The organism is Lactobacillus taiwanensis DSM 21401, assembly GCF_001436695.1.
In the GTDB taxonomy this organism is placed as follows: Bacteria; Bacillota; Bacilli; order Lactobacillales; family Lactobacillaceae; genus Lactobacillus; species Lactobacillus taiwanensis.
Genome location: NZ_AYZG01000004.1, coordinates 38,744 through 55,364, shown reverse-complemented (window position 1 = coordinate 55,364; position 16,621 = coordinate 38,744). Strand labels below are relative to the sequence as shown.

Annotated in this window: 15 protein-coding genes and 1 pseudogene; 5 read left to right on the top strand and 11 right to left on the bottom strand. The window is 34.0% G+C overall.

The window, feature by feature from the left end:
• Window positions 1-173: 173 nt before the first annotated feature.
• The 3 genes from serS to FD18_RS01600 form a co-directional block, all read right to left on the bottom strand.
• A complete protein-coding gene (serS, locus tag FD18_RS01610; protein WP_057718236.1) occupies window positions 174-1,484 on the bottom strand; it encodes a serine--tRNA ligase in 1,311 nt (436 codons plus the stop codon).
• 210 nt (window positions 1,485-1,694) lie between these two features.
• Window positions 1,695-2,249, bottom strand: coding sequence for a GNAT family N-acetyltransferase (locus FD18_RS01605; RefSeq protein WP_057718235.1), 555 nt, complete (start codon window positions 2,247-2,249; stop codon window positions 1,695-1,697).
• On the bottom strand, window positions 2,249-2,848 hold the full coding sequence (locus FD18_RS01600; protein WP_057718234.1) for a TVP38/TMEM64 family protein: 600 nt from the start codon (window positions 2,846-2,848) through the stop codon (window positions 2,249-2,251). Before FD18_RS01600 ends, FD18_RS01605 begins: the two co-directional genes overlap by 1 nt.
• A gap of 152 nt (window positions 2,849-3,000) precedes the next feature.
• Between FD18_RS01600 and FD18_RS01595 the strand changes: the two genes are divergently transcribed.
• The 3 genes from FD18_RS01595 to FD18_RS01585 all read left to right on the top strand — a co-directional run bounded on the left by FD18_RS01595 (window position 3,001) and on the right by FD18_RS01585 (window position 6,111).
• Window positions 3,001-3,801, top strand: a complete 801-nt coding sequence (locus tag FD18_RS01595; protein ID WP_057718233.1) for an alpha/beta hydrolase fold domain-containing protein — start codon at window positions 3,001-3,003, stop codon at window positions 3,799-3,801.
• A complete protein-coding gene (locus FD18_RS01590) occupies window positions 3,794-4,636 on the top strand; it encodes a helix-turn-helix domain-containing protein (RefSeq protein WP_057718232.1) in 843 nt (280 codons plus the stop codon). The genes FD18_RS01595 and FD18_RS01590 overlap by 8 nt, the downstream gene beginning before the upstream one ends.
• Window positions 4,637-4,737: 101 nt before the next feature.
• Window positions 4,738-6,111: an NAD-dependent succinate-semialdehyde dehydrogenase gene (locus FD18_RS01585; protein ID WP_057718231.1), complete on the top strand. Its 1,374-nt coding sequence runs from the start codon at window positions 4,738-4,740 to the stop codon at window positions 6,109-6,111.
• A gap of 45 nt (window positions 6,112-6,156) precedes the next feature.
• Here FD18_RS01585 and FD18_RS01580 read toward each other — a convergent pair whose 3' ends face one another.
• Both FD18_RS01580 and FD18_RS01575 read right to left on the bottom strand, forming a co-directional pair.
• Window positions 6,157-7,170, bottom strand: coding sequence for a zinc ribbon domain-containing protein (locus FD18_RS01580; protein ID WP_057718230.1), 1,014 nt, complete (start codon window positions 7,168-7,170; stop codon window positions 6,157-6,159).
• Window positions 7,171-7,241: 71 nt separating this feature from the next.
• A complete protein-coding gene (locus FD18_RS01575) occupies window positions 7,242-7,925 on the bottom strand; it encodes a TVP38/TMEM64 family protein (RefSeq protein ID WP_057718239.1) in 684 nt (227 codons plus the stop codon).
• Between the two features lie 219 nt (window positions 7,926-8,144).
• Here FD18_RS01575 and FD18_RS09980 point away from each other — a divergent pair.
• A pseudogene (locus tag FD18_RS09980) lies at window positions 8,145-8,465 on the top strand (HAD hydrolase family protein); the annotation flags it as partial.
• 225 nt (window positions 8,466-8,690) lie between these two features.
• On the opposite strand, the gene FD18_RS01565 reads toward FD18_RS09980, so the two are convergent.
• From FD18_RS01565 to FD18_RS01555, 3 genes are all read right to left on the bottom strand, one after another.
• The gene (locus FD18_RS01565; RefSeq protein ID WP_057718229.1) at window positions 8,691-12,347 is read right to left on the bottom strand and encodes an MMPL family transporter; all 3,657 of its coding nucleotides are present in this window, start codon (window positions 12,345-12,347) and stop codon (window positions 8,691-8,693) included.
• Window positions 12,348-12,366: 19 nt separating this feature from the next.
• Window positions 12,367-12,930, bottom strand: coding sequence for a TetR/AcrR family transcriptional regulator (locus tag FD18_RS01560; protein ID WP_057718228.1), 564 nt, complete (start codon window positions 12,928-12,930; stop codon window positions 12,367-12,369).
• A 130-nt stretch (window positions 12,931-13,060) separates the two neighbouring features.
• Window positions 13,061-14,005 (bottom strand): serine hydrolase, encoded by a 945-nt coding sequence (locus tag FD18_RS01555; protein ID WP_057718227.1) that lies wholly within the window; start codon window positions 14,003-14,005, stop codon window positions 13,061-13,063.
• Between the two features lie 191 nt (window positions 14,006-14,196).
• On the opposite strand from FD18_RS01555, the gene FD18_RS01550 reads away from it, so the two are divergent.
• A complete protein-coding gene (locus tag FD18_RS01550) occupies window positions 14,197-15,120 on the top strand; it encodes a BadF/BadG/BcrA/BcrD ATPase family protein (RefSeq protein WP_057718226.1) in 924 nt (307 codons plus the stop codon).
• A 53-nt stretch (window positions 15,121-15,173) separates the two neighbouring features.
• On the opposite strand, the gene FD18_RS01545 is transcribed toward FD18_RS01550, so the two are convergent.
• The 3 genes from FD18_RS01545 to FD18_RS01535 are packed head-to-tail and all read right to left on the bottom strand — an operon-like array spanning window position 15,174 to window position 16,598.
• Window positions 15,174-15,614, bottom strand: coding sequence for a GNAT family N-acetyltransferase (locus FD18_RS01545; protein WP_057718225.1), 441 nt, complete (start codon window positions 15,612-15,614; stop codon window positions 15,174-15,176).
• The gene (locus tag FD18_RS01540; protein ID WP_235499844.1) at window positions 15,614-16,138 is read right to left on the bottom strand and encodes a GNAT family N-acetyltransferase; all 525 of its coding nucleotides are present in this window, start codon (window positions 16,136-16,138) and stop codon (window positions 15,614-15,616) included. The genes FD18_RS01545 and FD18_RS01540 overlap by 1 nt, the downstream gene beginning before the upstream one ends.
• Window position 16,139: 1 nt before the next feature.
• A complete protein-coding gene (locus FD18_RS01535) occupies window positions 16,140-16,598 on the bottom strand; it encodes a MarR family winged helix-turn-helix transcriptional regulator (RefSeq protein ID WP_057718223.1) in 459 nt (152 codons plus the stop codon).
• Window positions 16,599-16,621 lie beyond the last annotated feature (23 nt).

Here is a 16,621-nt window from a genome sequence, read left to right as displayed (position 1 = left end):
CGCTTGCCTCAAACAGCATGTATTACTTTACAGGCTTTTTTACTTTTCGTCAACCCCTTTTTATATAAAAATTAGCAATATTTTTCTAGAGTGCTAAATTATAAAACGCTATTTATCCATATAAAACAAAAATACCAGTCTTTTATCTAACAAAAGACTGGTATTAATCTTAATTATTCACCAAATTTTGGTTCCTTGGTAATTACTTTCATACCCTGCATATATGGTTGCAATGCTTCAGGGACATTTACAGTTCCATCTTCATTTTGATAATTTTCTAAAATTGCAGCTACTGTTCTACCAACAGCAAGTCCAGAACCATTCAAGGTATGAGCCAAATGTAATTTACCATTTTCATCACGATAACGAATCATACTACGACGTGCTTGGAAATCGGTACAGTTTGAACAACTTGAGATCTCACGATACTTATCTTGTGCTGGCATCCAAACTTCAAGATCATAAGTTTTGGCACTAGTAAAACTTGCATCCCCAGTTGATAATGCAACAACATGATAAGGTAAACCTAATTTTTGAAGTAAATGTTCAGCATTGTGAGTCAATTTTTCTAACTCATCCCATGAGCTATCTTCATCTACTACTTTTACCATTTCAACTTTTCTAAACTCATGCATTCTAATTAATCCACGAGTATCCCGTCCAGCAGAACCTGCTTCACTTCTAAATGCTGGAGAAAATGCAGTTACATTAATCGGCAATTGCTTAGCATCTAAAATCTTACCGCGGAAATAATTAACCAAAGGTACTTCAGCAGTAGGAATCAAAGTTAAGTCACGTGGCTTATCTGGATCGTCATTATCAACGATAGTATAAACATCTTCAGTAAACTTAGGGAATTGGCCTGTTCCTTGCATTGAGGCGTCATTGACTAAGTATGGTGGAATTACTTCTGTATAGCCATCTTTAGTATTCTCATCTAAGAAGAAGTTTGTAACTGCACGTTCAAGTAAAGCACCAGCACCCTTATAGTAAACAAAGCGCGCACCTGAAACTTTAGCTGCAGTATCCCAATCAAGAATATTTAATTCAGTACCAATTTCCCAGTGAGGTTTTGGTTCAAAATTAAACTTAGTTGGTTCATTCCATTTACGGACTTCTTCATTGTAGCTTTCATCTGGACCGATCGGATCAGAATCTGCTGGGAAGTTTGGTAAACGAAGCAAAATATAACTTTGCTTTTGAGTAAGATCTTCTACTTCTTTATCCAAATCTTTAATTTCTTTACCTACTTCACGCATTGCCTTAATAGCTTCGCTTGCATCTTCTTTATTACGCTTAGCTTGTGCGATTTGATTAGATACTTCATTACGCTTTTGCTTTAATTGTTCACTCTTTGTTAAAGCCTCGCGTCTTTCTTTATCAATTGCTACTAATTTATCCAATTCTTCTGGTTTAATGCCACGCGTAGCTAATTTTTTCTTTGACCAATCTAGATTTTCTCTGATTACTTTTATATCTAACATATTTCCTCCTAAATATAAAAAAAGCCAATCCATCCCTACTACTGGGACGAATCGGCTTACACGGTTCGCGGTACCACCCAAATTTGGTTAAAAATACCACACTCAAATAGCGATAACGGTGCTAGCCGTGTAGAATTACCTACCCATATACGAAATCTGGAAACGACTATTTACTCATTCACACCAACCATGAGCTCTCTGAAATTAGTCTTAGGATTTCATGTTTATTTGCATTATATCATGCCAATCTTGTAGTGTTAATAAATAATATTTTTCTTGATAGTTAAATAGAGACGTAACAGCTGAATAATCAGTAGTATAAACATATCTAAAACCTAACTTTTTCAAAAGTTTTTGAGAATTTGTATTAGAGACAAATGTCCCAGCCCAGAGTTGATTCTGCTTCAGGTCTTTGAAAGCATAATTAATTATCAATTTTAAAGTTTCTGTCATAAGCCCTTGATGCCAATAATCCTTATCTAATAAAAAGCCTAAATCTTTAGTCATCAAAAGCCCATTATATTCATCTAATCCACGCTCATATAGTTCAACTAAGCCAATTAAACGATTATTTTCTTTCAAAACTATTCCGTAGCTGTAAGATCTATTCTGATACTGTAAGACACTTTTCTTAGCGGCATCTAAATCTTCTAAATATTGATAACCAGCGCTTTTATGATAAATACTATCCTGTCCCCACTTTAAAAGTATAGCTGCATCTGTCATTTCAACATTTCTTAAAACAATTCTTTTACTTTCCAGCATTATTTGCCTACTAACTTCACTAACCATTTTGCGCCGTAAATTAAGCCTAAGCTGTATGCAGCAATAGTCCAAGGCTTACCTAATAAAATAATCCATACATACGTAGAAAATTTCATTTCAGTCAAGCCTGCTATCATGCATAAAATATCATCAGGTGCCATTGGCGCAATAATACAAAGTGCAAAGAACCAATTAAACTTTTTCTGATTTGCTGTCCACTTCATGTATTTTTCATAAGTTTTTTCTGAAACTAAATGCAAAATAAATGGTTTGCCGTAATGTCTTGCTAGGAAAAATAAAATAATAGATCCTATACAAATTCCAACGTAATTATAAACGAAACCCCAAATTGGTCCAAAAAATATGACGCCTCCAAGCAGAGAAACTCCACCTGGAATAATTGGAATTACAACTTGAATTATTTGAATTAAAGTAAAAATTAATGGTCCAATTATTTGCTTATTTGCTAGATAAGCTTTCATTTTCTCTTGACTGGTAAAAATGCCTAATTTGTACCAATAAATACTCAAAATAATCAGAATAATTGTAATGATAATAGTCAAAATATTGATTAATTTCCGACTCGTTTTAGTAGACATTTTTCTGTCCTCCTTGGTATGTTAAATTAATAATAACAAAAACAAGGCAAAATAGGCGCTGTAGCCTAAGAATTATCAATAAATAAATGAATAAGCTCTAAAAATTTATTCTATAATAATAATGTGCTATAAAATAACTAAGAGGTTTAATTATGGTTGTTATAAAAAAAGATATAATTTACGATGAAAATAACAATTTAAAAACGGATATCTATTTTCCAAATAATACTAACTCACAAACTAAAATTCTAATCTTTTGGCATGGTGGAGGTTGGTTTGCAGGCTCTAAGAATGATGTCAAAAATTGGGGGATAAAGTTAGCAAACGCAGGCTTTATGACTCTAATCCCAGATTATCGTCTTGCACCAACATTCACTTTTCCAGCTGCTCATAATGATAGTAAAAAATTTGTAGAATGGCTTTTAGACTCAGAATATACTGATGACGATGATCAACAAAATATTGTTCAGATTGGCGCTAGCGTAGGCGGAACTCAAGCTTTATATATTGCTGGGTTATATGGTTTTCCTACCGTAACTTGGTCTGCATCAGTGGACTTTTCTAATTGGATGAAGAATCATCAAAAAGTTATACCTTCAAGATATGGCGCCAATGAATTACACTTAACTGATTTGCATGATATCTTTGAATCTTTTTATAAGTTCTTTGTCATGACCTATGCAGGTAAGGATGATCCAGTTATCTATAAACAAATGGATGCTCAAAATTATGATTTTAGTAAATTAGGACGCCTAAAAATGATTAACTCGGCCCATGAATTGGTTCCTCTAGATGGTGTTTTAAACTTTATTGCGTTTTTAGCTAATAAAGATCATGAAGTTGAATTATTAGTCATCAAAGGGCATCGCCACGCAATGGATTATGCCAAAGACTACTTGGATGAATCTTTAGATTTTCTATTCCAGACTATCAAGGAGAAAAAGAATGATTAATATTAACAAATTTATTTCCATTCGTAAAAAATTAGGTCTATCTCAAACCGAATTATGCAATGGCATTTGTACTCAATCTACATTAAGTAAATTTGAAAATAATGGTCATATCCCTTCTTTAAAAATCTTAAACAGTCTCTGCGACCGCATGAATATTAATGTAGCAGATATTATGGATGTAGATTCTAATAAAAAAACATCCCATAAATTATTTGAAGCAGACTTTGCTGTTATTCAACTTGATTTTCCAAAAGTTGCTCAAATCTTAGGCAGCATTAATAAAAAAGAATTAGTTCGTCAAGAAGATACTCTCCACTATTATTATTTACGCGTTCTTATCGCTCTAGAACTTGATCATTCGGAAACTGATGCTTTATATTATTTCAATTCAATCTTAGATGTAAAGTTATCAAAGCAAAATAAAATTTACTATCTTCTTGCTCTTAAAGGATGTAGTCGAGTTTACGATTTACAGCACGACGTTTACAAAGCTCGTCATTATTATGACATTATTTTGAATTCAATTTCTAATGTTGATCTTGAAGATGAAGACTCCTTGCTACAGTTTCTTTCTATTTTGTGTAATGGTGGTGAATTTTATGGTCGCAACAAAGATTATCAACAATCCGATAAGCTATTAAAAATGGGATACGATTTATGCAAGAAAAGACATGTAATTTATTTTGCTGCTCGAATTCTTTATCAATTAGCACAAAATAATATTGCAGAAGACGGGACTCAAGAAGAAACTACTCAGTATCTAAATGACGCAGCCGCTTTTGCTCGTCTTAATAATAATCGTGTCCTTTTAGAAAAGATTAGCAGTCTTAATTAATTGAACCACTTCTTTTATCATCTTACTAAAAAGAAGTGGTTTTTATAGATATTATAAAGTAAGCGCTTTATAATATGAATATATTGAAAAGAGGAAATTTTATGTCTAAATATGAATCAATTAATCCATACACAAATCAATTAATTAAAAGTTATCCAAATGCTACTCAACAAGAAATAGATCAAGCCCTAGATGTGGGTGAAAAGTTATACCTTACTTGGTATAATCAACTCCCGGCTACTAGAAGCAAATCACTTCATGAAATTGCAAACAATTTCAGCAAACATCGTAAAGAAATGGCCAAAACCATGACTTTAGAAATGGGAAAACTATACCAAGAATCACTTGAAGAAGTAGATTTATGTATTAATATTTGTAACTATTATGCTGATAAAGCTCCTAGCATGCTAGAACCCACCACTTTAGAGTCGGAATTAGGATCAGCTTATTATTTAAAACAATCAACAGGAATTATTATGGCCTGTGAACCTTGGAATTTTCCGCTATATCAAGTTATTAGAGTTTTTGCTCCTAACTTTATGGTTGGAAATCCAATTATCTTAAAACACGCTCATAATGTTCCAGCATCCGCAGAATTAACTGAAAAAATTATTGAAGAAGCTGGTGCTCCAAAAGGTAGTTTACAAAATCTATTTCTTTCTTATGATCAAATTGGTGATGTAATTGCTGATAAACGCGTCCAAGGTGTCGCTGTTACTGGATCAGAACGTGGTGGTAGTAGCGTAGCTGAAGCCGCAGGAAAAAACATTAAAAAGTCTACTATGGAATTGGGTGGAAACGATCCATTTATAGTTTTGGCTGATGCAGATCCAGATGTTTTAAGAAATGTATTAGGTGATGCTAGAACATACAATTGTGGTCAAGTATGTACCTCTTCTAAACGAATCATTGTTGTTGAGTCTCTATATAACGAAGTGATGAACATTCTACATGATACCTTTGCTAGTCTGAGACCAGGAGATCCTCTAAATGAATCTACTACTCTTGCACCAATGAATTCTCAAAAAGCTGCTAACAAATTAGCTGAACAGGTAAAGAAAGGCATCGAGCACGGTGCTATGGTTAATTATCAGTATCCTGAAATTAAAAGTTCTGGGGCTTTCTTCCGCCCAATGATCTTAACTAATATTGATAAAAAGAATCCATTATTTAACGAAGAATTATTTGGTCCTGTGGCTGAAGTATTTAAAGTTAAAAATGAAGAAGAAGCCATTTCATTAGCTAATGATTCAAGTTTTGGCTTAGGTTCAAGTGTTATTTCTTCAAATGTAAGTCACGCTCAAGAAGTTGCTAGCCAAATTGAGACTGGAATGACTGTAATTAATGGGCGCTGGATTACTGCTCCCGAATTACCATTTGGCGGAGTAAAGAAATCTGGTTATGGTCGTGAACTAAGTGAGCTTGGCTTAATGTCATTTGTAAATGAACATTTAGTAATTGATGTATCAAAATAATTTTTTAGCAGTACAAAAAAAGAATTGGGTCTAACCCAATTCTTTTTATTTTTGTCTCATACTACGAAAAGCAACTATCGTTAACAAAATACTTGATACGAACAATAAGTACGTAGATACTCCAAAAGAAACTGCATTGGCTACAATTCTTTGAATTTCCATACTATTAGTTGCTGCGTTATTAGTTATTCCTACCGATAAACCAGCATTCATAAAAATCAATTCAACCGCACAAATTACTAGCACAATTGATTCTATCAAAGACAAGAGGAAAACTATTCTCTTATTATTCTTACCATTTTTAATAGTCAAAATAATAATTGCAATCGGCACACTAACTAGTAACAGCCACATTCCATACCCAATAAAGATATATTTGCCACTAAATCTTCCAAGTGAAAGTAGAGTTTTAGAAATTGATACTGCTTGGTAGCCTTGCATAGTTCCCGACGAAAACGGGCCACTAAAAACTAGTAACAAATTTAAAACTGCTATTAGAACTACACCTAGTTGAGTAGCAGTCCTTTTTTGTTTAACAACCTTCTTTATTGCTTCTGGATCACGCCCCAGTTTATCATCAATCTTTTGTCTACGTGCTTTTACCTTATTTTCGCCTTCTTCAAAAGAATTGACTACATCAGAACCAACTTTATTTACATGTTCAGTTAACCTTTTATCAACTGTATACTGCTCTGTAGTGTTACCCTTATTTTTATCGCAAACTATAAACAACCAAATTAATAGTGCAATAAAACATGACCAACCTAAGGCTGGAGAAAAACTAGTTAAAATCAAAAGAATAATTCCTACAACAAAAACAATCATTGAATTAACTTGAATCCAATTAATCATCGTAGCAATTGTAGAGTTCTGCTTTTTGGGCTCAATCTTTTTAACCGATCTAGTTTTCCTATTTAATTGCTTATCATTGTTTTCTTCATTACGAGTTACTTTCTGTCCCGTAAAGAATTCATTTCTAAATTTCTCTAAATCAAAGTTACAATTAGGGCACTGTTTATCTGTAGATTTTACATCTTCTCCACAATTTGGACACTTCATACTTATTCCCTCATAAACTTTTTAGCTTATTATAGCATTTAAATTAATTAAACCAAAAAAGAGGCAAAGAGCTAATCTTCTCCCTGTCTCTTTTTAGATGCCATGCCGACTAACCACCAAGCCATAATAAATAAAATAGCTATTCCAATCAAAGCACCAGCTAATTTTTTGAAATCACCATTGAAAATTGCATCCCCGCCAAAGGCATAAATAAATGAAGTAGGAAACATCCCTACGATTACCATTGATAAAAATTTATTAGCAGGTGTGCCCAATCTAGCTGCTGTATAATCTACCAACACACTAGGGATCACAGGCACCATAAAACCTAAAGTCATCCCTAAACTAGGATGCTTTTGATTCATTAACCAATTTAAAAACTTATTTTTCTTAAATCGATGTGAAAAATCAACTCTTTTTATCAAACTTTCTACAATACAATTTCCTAAAATATTTCCAGCCCAATTAATTGCTAACCCAATCCACGGCCCGTAACAAAGTCCTGCCAAAATACAAAAAACGGAATTTGACATACCAGGAATAGCATTTAGAACTGCTATCAGTCCCAATAAAAATAGACTATCGCGTACTTCATGTTGGCGAATTAAGTAGAGCAATTTCGTTTTAGTATGGCTATCAGGATGCATTAAAACATCAATTTCAGGGCGATAATCACGGTAGAGCAAGTAGAGTAAAATTACTGCTACTAAGATACCACCGATGATAAATACCACTTTTCTCAATTTTTTTGTCATAGTTTCACTCATCTATTTCAATTATCAATAGTCGTTAATTATATTTTTCCACTATTTTATTTAATAAGCAAAGGCGAATAATACTCATCAGTTCTTATCTTTATCGTATTATAATAATAAAGATAAAGCTATTTAAAAGAAAAAATTTTCATGACAGCCAAACCTATTTTTAGCGATATCGACGGAACGCTAATTATATCTTAAGACGATGTTTCACCTGCTACCATAGATGCAATTCAAAAACAGATTATTGCTGGCGACTTATTCATTCCTGTCTCTGCTCGCATGCCAAAAGGGGTTATGAACGTTGTAGATAAAATGCCTAATTTTTGTCCAATTATTGCGTATAATGGAACTTTAGTTTTAGATGAAATGGGACGACCTCTTAATTCACAATTTTTTGATGCTGCAGAAGCAGTTAAATTAATCAATGAAGTAGAATCTCTTAAGACCTCAGATCTTGCTTGGGATGTCTATAGTGATTACAATTGGTTTTCCTCTCTTAATAAAAATTCGTTAGTTGTAAAAGAGAAAAAATAGTTAGTGTTAAGCCTCTCATCTTTTAGAAATTATCCCTAAAGGAGTTAATAAAGGGGGCAGCTAAAAAATAAAGTTGATTTTCCAATCACCTTAGATAATGATCATGACCGAATTGCAGCTGTTTTAAATAAAATATCTAATTAACTTATATAAAGAAAAAAGATTGAAGTTAATCCTTAATCATAAATGAATAACTTCAATCTTTTATTTTTTGAACGCTAAATCCTATTCAGTATCCTTTTTATTCTTTTTTCTGCCTAAGCCTTCGTATGTAATCTTCATTGCAGCAGACATATTGATTGGTAGTAAGAATACTAAGAGTAATAATCCAATATCCACACATAATGCAACTTCAATTAAAGTTGGAACGCCAGACGGAATTAAAGCAGCAAACGTCCCACCAAGGATAACCGCAGCGGAGATTACAACTGTTCCGATAATATCGCAGGCTTCAAGCATTCGTTGACTTGTACTCCAGCCAGGGTTTACTTCTCCCAATTCACGATAACGCATCATCAGGAAGATTGAGTAGTCAACACCCAAAGCAACAATCATGATAAAACTGAAGAATGGGGTGTTCCAAGCCAATAATGATCTACCTAAAACGGCCTTAACAATCCATTGATTAATTGATAAAGAAGTTAGGTATGCAATTACTAAAGTTCCTAGGATAAACATTGGTTGTAATACTGATCTAGTAACAAAAATCAAAGCAATACCAATACCCACTAACATAATAATTGCAGTTCTTAAGAAGTCGCTACTTGCTGTTTCTTGAGTATCGTAAATCTTTTCAGATTGTCCACCCATTGCAACTGTTGAACCAGCAAGACTTGTCCCCTTAACTGATTTCTTAACCATGTTGCTAATTTCATGAGCCTTCTTTGCTCCTTCAGTTGAAGCAGGGTTCATCTTTAGAATGATGATGATCTTAGTAGATTTAAGATCTGAACTCATGTAATTATCAAGAGCTGGCTTAAAGGTTGATGAATGAATCATCTTAGCCGGGATGTAGAAAGTCTTACCAGCCGCTGAATCAGCTAAGCCAGTTAAGTATTCTTGACCAGCGCCTAAACCACTGTTTACTTTATCAATTCCAGCAGTAATCTTCGGATTATTCGATACAATTTGACCAGCACCATTTGCTAATTGGCTTGCACCGCCATTAAGTTGACCAATACCTGAGCTTAATTGACCAGCACCACTGTTTAATTGACCAATACCATTTGCCAATTGGTTAGTACCGTTTAAACCAGATTGCAAACCAGTGTTTAATTGACCAGCACCGTTTGCTAATTGACCTGCGCCGTTTGCAAGCTGACTAGAACCAGCTACACCTGCTTGTAAACCACTTGCAAGTTGGCCTGCTCCACTGTTTAAGCGAGCTGCGCCGTCATTTAAGCGACTAGCTCCTGCTGCACCTTGAGCTACTGCACTTTGAACTTGGGTTAAGCCTGAGCTTAATTGGTTCAAAGCAGTAGTTGCGCCTGGTAAAGCAGTGTTTGATGCAGTAGCTAAAGTGTTTACTTGTTGTTTCAAGTTATCAACTTGACCCATTAAACCTTGAAGAGTTTGTAGAGTATTTCCTACATTATTTGCTGACTCTCCAAGTTTCTTATCTGCTTCACCAGCTGCTTGAATATTACCAGCTACACTTTGTAAGCTTGAAGTAAGATTCTGAGTTTTTTGAGTAGAAGCAGATTCTACTTTACCTAAAATTTGACTAAAAGCTGCACTCATAGCCTGCTTTTGTTGGTCATTTAATTTAGCATTATCCATAGCTTGAGCATAAGCTTGTGTTAATTCAGCTTTTTCACTATCGCTAAGACCAGCACCCGCACTCTGTAACCCTTTTAAAGTGTTACCTGCTTGAGTTAAATTATCGCCTATAGTTTTGGCTTGAGTACCAACATCAGTTAAATTAGCTTTTAGACCAGCAGTATCTACAGAACTTGATGACTGACCCAATGCTTGATTCAATTGTTGAATACCATTGTTAATTTGAGGCAATCCCTTTTGAAGAGCATCTAATTGTGCCTTAGTAGCACTATTCATTTGTCCAGATAATTGCGCACTCATAGTATTCAAACCATTTACTAAGGCCTGAGTACCATTTTGCAAACTCTGAGTACCACTTTGTAAACTTGCAGCACCATTAGCCAACTTAATAGTTCCGTTTTCAAGTTGTACAGCACCTTGTTGTAAGTTCAAGGTACCACTCTCTAAACGACCAGCACCAGTTGCTAAACGCATAGTTCCTGATCTAAGAGCTTCTACACCATTTTGAAGACGTGTAGTTCCACTAGCTAATTGATTTGCACCAGCTTGCAGACGGCCAGATCCGTTAGAAAGTTGGTTTGCACCATTTTGTAGTTGAACAGCACCATTAGTAATTTGTCTACTACCGTTACTTAAAGTTCCTAAACCATTTCTAGCTGTATTAACACCTGAATTAACAGTTCCCAATTGATTATCAACATAAAGTCGTCTAATTGACTTACCATTTGGTTCAGTTACTGATGAAGCAAATTTTACATCTGGATCAGCTTGAATTTTTTTAACAATCTGATCAATTTCTTTCAAGCTCTTTTCGTTATCGAGCTTATGACCACTTTGAATATATAAGGTTGAATATTCTGGCGTGCCTTCAGAGAAGTGATCTTGCAATAAAAGTAGACCAGCCTTGGAAGGAGTAGAATCAGAAATTTCATCTGCATCGTTATAGTTCAAATTATTTGAATAGAACAAGCAGAATGGTAATACTGCAACAGCCATTACAACTAAGTAAACAATTGGATGAGTTAGACTTCCCTTAGAAAGAGCATGCCATAATTTAGAGTTGCTTTCACCTTCAAACTTCTTAACTGGCCAGAATAATTTCTTACCTAAGACAGCCATAAAGAATGGGTTTAAAGTTAAAAGTACTACTAATAATACAGCGACCCCAACAGCAACCCCAACAGCTGAACGGTAAATTGAGAAGTTAGCTAAACCTAATGCACTAAATCCAATTAAGATCGAAGATCCAGAATAAAGAATGGTCTTACCAGCCTTGCGCAAAGCGTCATTTGTCGCTTCTTGGTTAGACATCCCCTTACTCAAATTTTCTTTAAATTTATCATACAGCAGGATATTGTAGTCAGTACCAATACCAAACAACACAATAACCATGAAGACTTGAGTAAAGTTTGAAAATGGAAAGTTAACTTTCTCTACTAAGTTAGTAACAATTGAAAATGAAGTAATAAATGAAACTCCAACTGTCAATAATGAGATTATTGGTACAATTGGTGACTTAAATACAATTACTAAAACAATAAAAATAAAAAAGATAGTAATTAATTCAGTCTTTTTAATACCTGTTTGAACTGAAGCAGAAAAATCATCTTCAAGAATTCTTACCCCAGTGACATACGTTCTAACTCCTGGAGTTTTAACAGCCTTTGTTAAAGTCTTATTAACGTTAGAAACAGTCGAATGATCATTAGCAATATTTAATTGCACAATTTCTGTCGTTTTATCTTTGGAAATCAATTGTGCTTTTGTTGCGTAATTATCATTCGGAGTCATCATTGACTTGATACCCAGCTTTTTCTTATTGTCCTTTAAAAAGCGGATTGTATCATCAATTTTCTCCTTATCACTCGAGGTTAGTTTTCCATGTTTTTTATTAAAAACTACCCCTACAACATAGGTATTATCTTGTCCATGCCCCCACTTACTTTCGATATTCGTTGCAATAGAGCTTTGAACATCTTTAGGAAGTGAAATTTCTGAATGCTGACGTGTCAATGCATCCACATTTGGCAACGAGAAGACAGCAATTAGCAAAATTGCTATCCATGCTATCAAAGCACCAAGATGATTTTTCAGCAATTTCATGTGCTACTTTCCTTTCCCCTTATTTTGTACCTTCAACTTGAAGTTTTGGCGCTACAAGTCGTAAAAGCATCTCATGGTAATTATCATCAGCATCTTTTTTTGTTTCATCAATCACATACCGATCTAAGAAAACATATCCTAAGACTGCTCCAAGTAAACTATGGAGAGAAACGATATTTTTATTATCTACATCAAGCTTTTCTCCTAAATCTACTATTTTCATAACTTCTTCACGAATTTGTTCATTTTGAACATATTCATTTAACCCATAGTAGATACTAGAAATTGCCTTATCATGTAATAAAAAATCACGTATTTCATCTGCAAATCTAAACAAAGCGTCCAACCCAGAATGACCTATTATCTTCTTAGTTAAATGCTGTCTTAGGACTTGCAGCCTATTTACACAAACTAAAACTAATAAATCATTTCGATTAGCAACATAGTGATACAAAGATTGAGACCTAATTCCCAATGCTTTAGCTAAGGCTGGCATTGTTAGTTCACTTAATCCTTTTTCACTTATAATTGCTATTGCTTGATCGATTACTTTGGAACGATCTAGAGCTCTCTTTTTAGCCAAGATAATCACCTTCTTTTTGTATACTCATATACTTTAACACGACAATGTGTAGAAAACAATCTACAATATGTAGAAAATTATCTACTTTTTTGAGCAAAAGAAAAAGGAGTACCAAAACTCCTTTTTTAAACTATTTTTGTTTAACCATCCAATCATTGATTGCATCCCCAACTTTAGCTAAATCAGCACCCTCTTCACTAACTAATGCCATAGCATAGGTTTTCCCATTTTCTTGAACTAAGGCAACTCCCTGTTTTTTATCAGCTATCCTATAAACTGTCCCATTAATATTCTTAGCAAGTCCTTTTTCTGGAAAATTAGCTAGTTGTCCTAAAATTTTATTATCAATATCTGTACCTAATACTTTTCTTTGATATAGTTTTTTCATAATAGTAACTAAATCAGCAGCACTCGTTTTTCCAGAAAAATCTTTACCAAAATTCTCAGTAATTTCAGTCTTACCTGCACCAAAATCTTTTGCCGTTTGATTTACTTTATCTTTACCTATTTTATTTAAAATAATATTAGCAGCATTATCATTTTGCTGACGCATCATTAGGTCAAGTAAATAGGTATAAGAATATGACATATCGGCCTTTAATACCTTATCTCCATTACTTAAGTCACTTGATTTAACTTTATAAGGAGTTGCCGAGTTTAAGCTTTTATCTTGAACTGCCTTGTAATAAGCCAGCAACACAAATAACTTTAAAACATTTCCAGCATTTAAATTATCTTGACTAGTATTTGTTAAATCAGCAAATATTTTAGGATTATTTAAGTCCTTTACACTTACTTGATAGCTTCCTTGAACGTTTGAACTAGCTTTAACAATGGCTTTCGCTAAATTTTTATTACTATTTCTTGAAATAGCGGCCTCTCCAAGTTCACTTTCTCCACTAGTAATACGAGTTTGTTTAGTGCCCTCTTTCATTTTACTTTTTTGAGCTACTTTGGCTGTTGAATTTCCATAAATTTCTAAAGTTTGTGTCTTCATATGATTAATACTAGTCATATAAAAAGCTAATGCACAAAAAGAGGATAAAATCGCCCCTAAAAATATTTTATTTTTCATTAAAAATCTCCTTAATCACATATTTTTTATTTTATCATGCTAATATCTAAAAAAGTTTAAAGATCAGGGATTATTCTATTTTTTTAAGATTATCTTTTCTTTATATAGGATTTGCTGAATGCGTTCACAAATGCTACTTTTTTTAGTACAATAATTTCAGTATTAATATTTACAGTGAGGGATTATTAGTTATGTTGAAATATATGATTGGTATTGACGCAGGTGGTACTCACTCTACGGCAATCGCTTATGATGAAAATGGTAAAGAATTAGGTCGTGCAGAATCTGGTCCAGGTCAAATCAACAACGACTACGAACTTGGTATTAAAAATATCGCTCAAGCAGTTAATGAATTGCGTGATAAAATTGATGGCGACTGTATTAAAGTTTTAGCCGGAATCGCTGGTTTATCTGTTGTTGGTAATGCACCTGAAGTTGCAGCAACGATTTCTTCAATGGTTGGTAATATTCCAACTCGTGCTATTACTGATTCACTTCTTGCCCTTTATAATGGACTTGAAGGAGCAGATGGTGCTTTAGTTATCGCCGGTACTGGTTCTGTTGTTAATGGTCGTCAAGACGGCTCTTTAATCGCTGTTGGTGGCTACGGCTCTTTACTTGGAGATGAAGGTAGTGGTTACGCTATTACTAAGGCAGCTCTTCAATCAGCTCTCCTCAGCTGGGACAAGCGTGAAAAGAATTCATTAATTGATTTATTCGTAAAAGAATTTGATGTTGACAACATGGGCGAAGTTCCTGCCAAGTTCTACAATCTAACTAGTCCAGAAGTTGCTTCAAAGGCTGTTAAAGTAGCTAAGTTAGCAGATAGCGGTGATGAGGATGCGCGTAAGATCATTGAAGATCAAGCTCATCTTTTGGCACGCGATATTATTATGTGCTTAGACCGTTACGAAGATCCTAAGCCAATGCGCGTTGCTTTAACTGGTTCAGTTCTTTCAAACAACGCTATGATGCGTTCATACATGGAAGCAGAAGTTAAGGAAAAATACCCAGACGCAGTATTTAGCGTTTCAAACGGTGAAAACGCACGTGGTGTAATTTTTGACAAGAGTAAAGATTACCGCTACTTCACTAACCATAACGATGATGAATAAATAAATTAAGACACGTAAAAACACCTTGGAATATTTCCGAGGTGTTTTTTTATCTATAGATCTTTATACATTAATACGTGTTCTACACCGCCTTCATCAAATATGTCACCTTTAACTTGATAGCCGAGACAATCATAGAAAGGTTTTGCAGTCATTTGAGCATGGCAGTATATTCGATTAACATTCTTTTCTTTTAAGTACTCATGAACCACATTTATCATCTTGCTTCCCAGATGCATTCCTCTTGCATCTTTTGAAACTACAACTCGGCCCAAATACCAATCTCCATTTTCATCTTTAAAAATTCGACAAGTAGCTAATGCATTATCTTTTCCGTCATTTAAACTAAAAACATGAATTGCATGAAAGTCTTCATCATCTATTTCAGGTAAAGTAATTTTTTGTTCACTAACAAAAACCTCACTTCTTAGTCTTTCGACACAAAAAGCCTCGTATCCAGTCATTTCCTCAATTGTCTTAAAACAAAATTTCATTACTTCAACCTCTTAACTAAAATCAAATCTGTCTGTGGATCTTCTCCAACCACAAAAGTGTGTTGACTAACTCTTTTAAAACCATCTTTTTCATAGAAAGTTTGGGCTTGATAATTTTTCTCCCAAACCCCAAGCCACATATTATCCTTCTCTCTTTCTCTAGCTATTTTCTCAGCTAATTTGATTAGAACTAATCCTAATCCTTGATGTTGAAAAGATTGCTTCAAGTATATTCTTTCAACCTCTAAAGCATTAGCAACCACCTGTTCTGTTTGAGCATGGCCTTCATTCACCTTTAGATAGCCAGCCACTTTATTATCTACAGTTAAAAAGTAAAAATTACTATTTGTGTTTTCAACTTCATCTTTTAACTTCTCTTCTGCATATGCTGTATTCAAAAATTCTTTCATATCTTCGGCACTATTTTGTGATCCAAATGTTTCTAAAAATGTTTGTCTTGAAATTTGTTGTAATTCTTTAATATTGTCTACTGATACTTCTTTAATCTCATATTGTTGGGTCATTTTAGTATTTCCTCTTTCCACCATTCTTTACAAAATTCCAGTTTTCACGTGCATTTTTCTCAAGGATGCTTAGATATTTTCGTAATTGAGCCTGTTCATCGTTAGTTAAGCCTTTTGTTACTAACGTATTTGAATAGACATTTTCTTTTTCTATTTCTTCAGCTAATTTTTTGCCTGCATCTGTTACAAATAAATGCCTAATTTTCTTATTAGCTTCATCGTCTTCTTTAAAAATAAGTCCGGCTCGTTCAAGTTTTCTAACTCCGCGGGCCGTCGTTGTACGATCAATATTTAATAATGTAGCTAGTCGATCAGATATAATCCCTGGATGTTCAAAAACTTGAGTTAAATATAAGTATTGGCCGCGATTCAATTCCAAATCTTTAAACTCAATATTCGCAATTGAATCTAAGGCCCGTGAAATTGAGCCAATTTTCCTCAAAATATCTTCTTCTGCCATCTTTCTGTCTATCCCCTCCTATT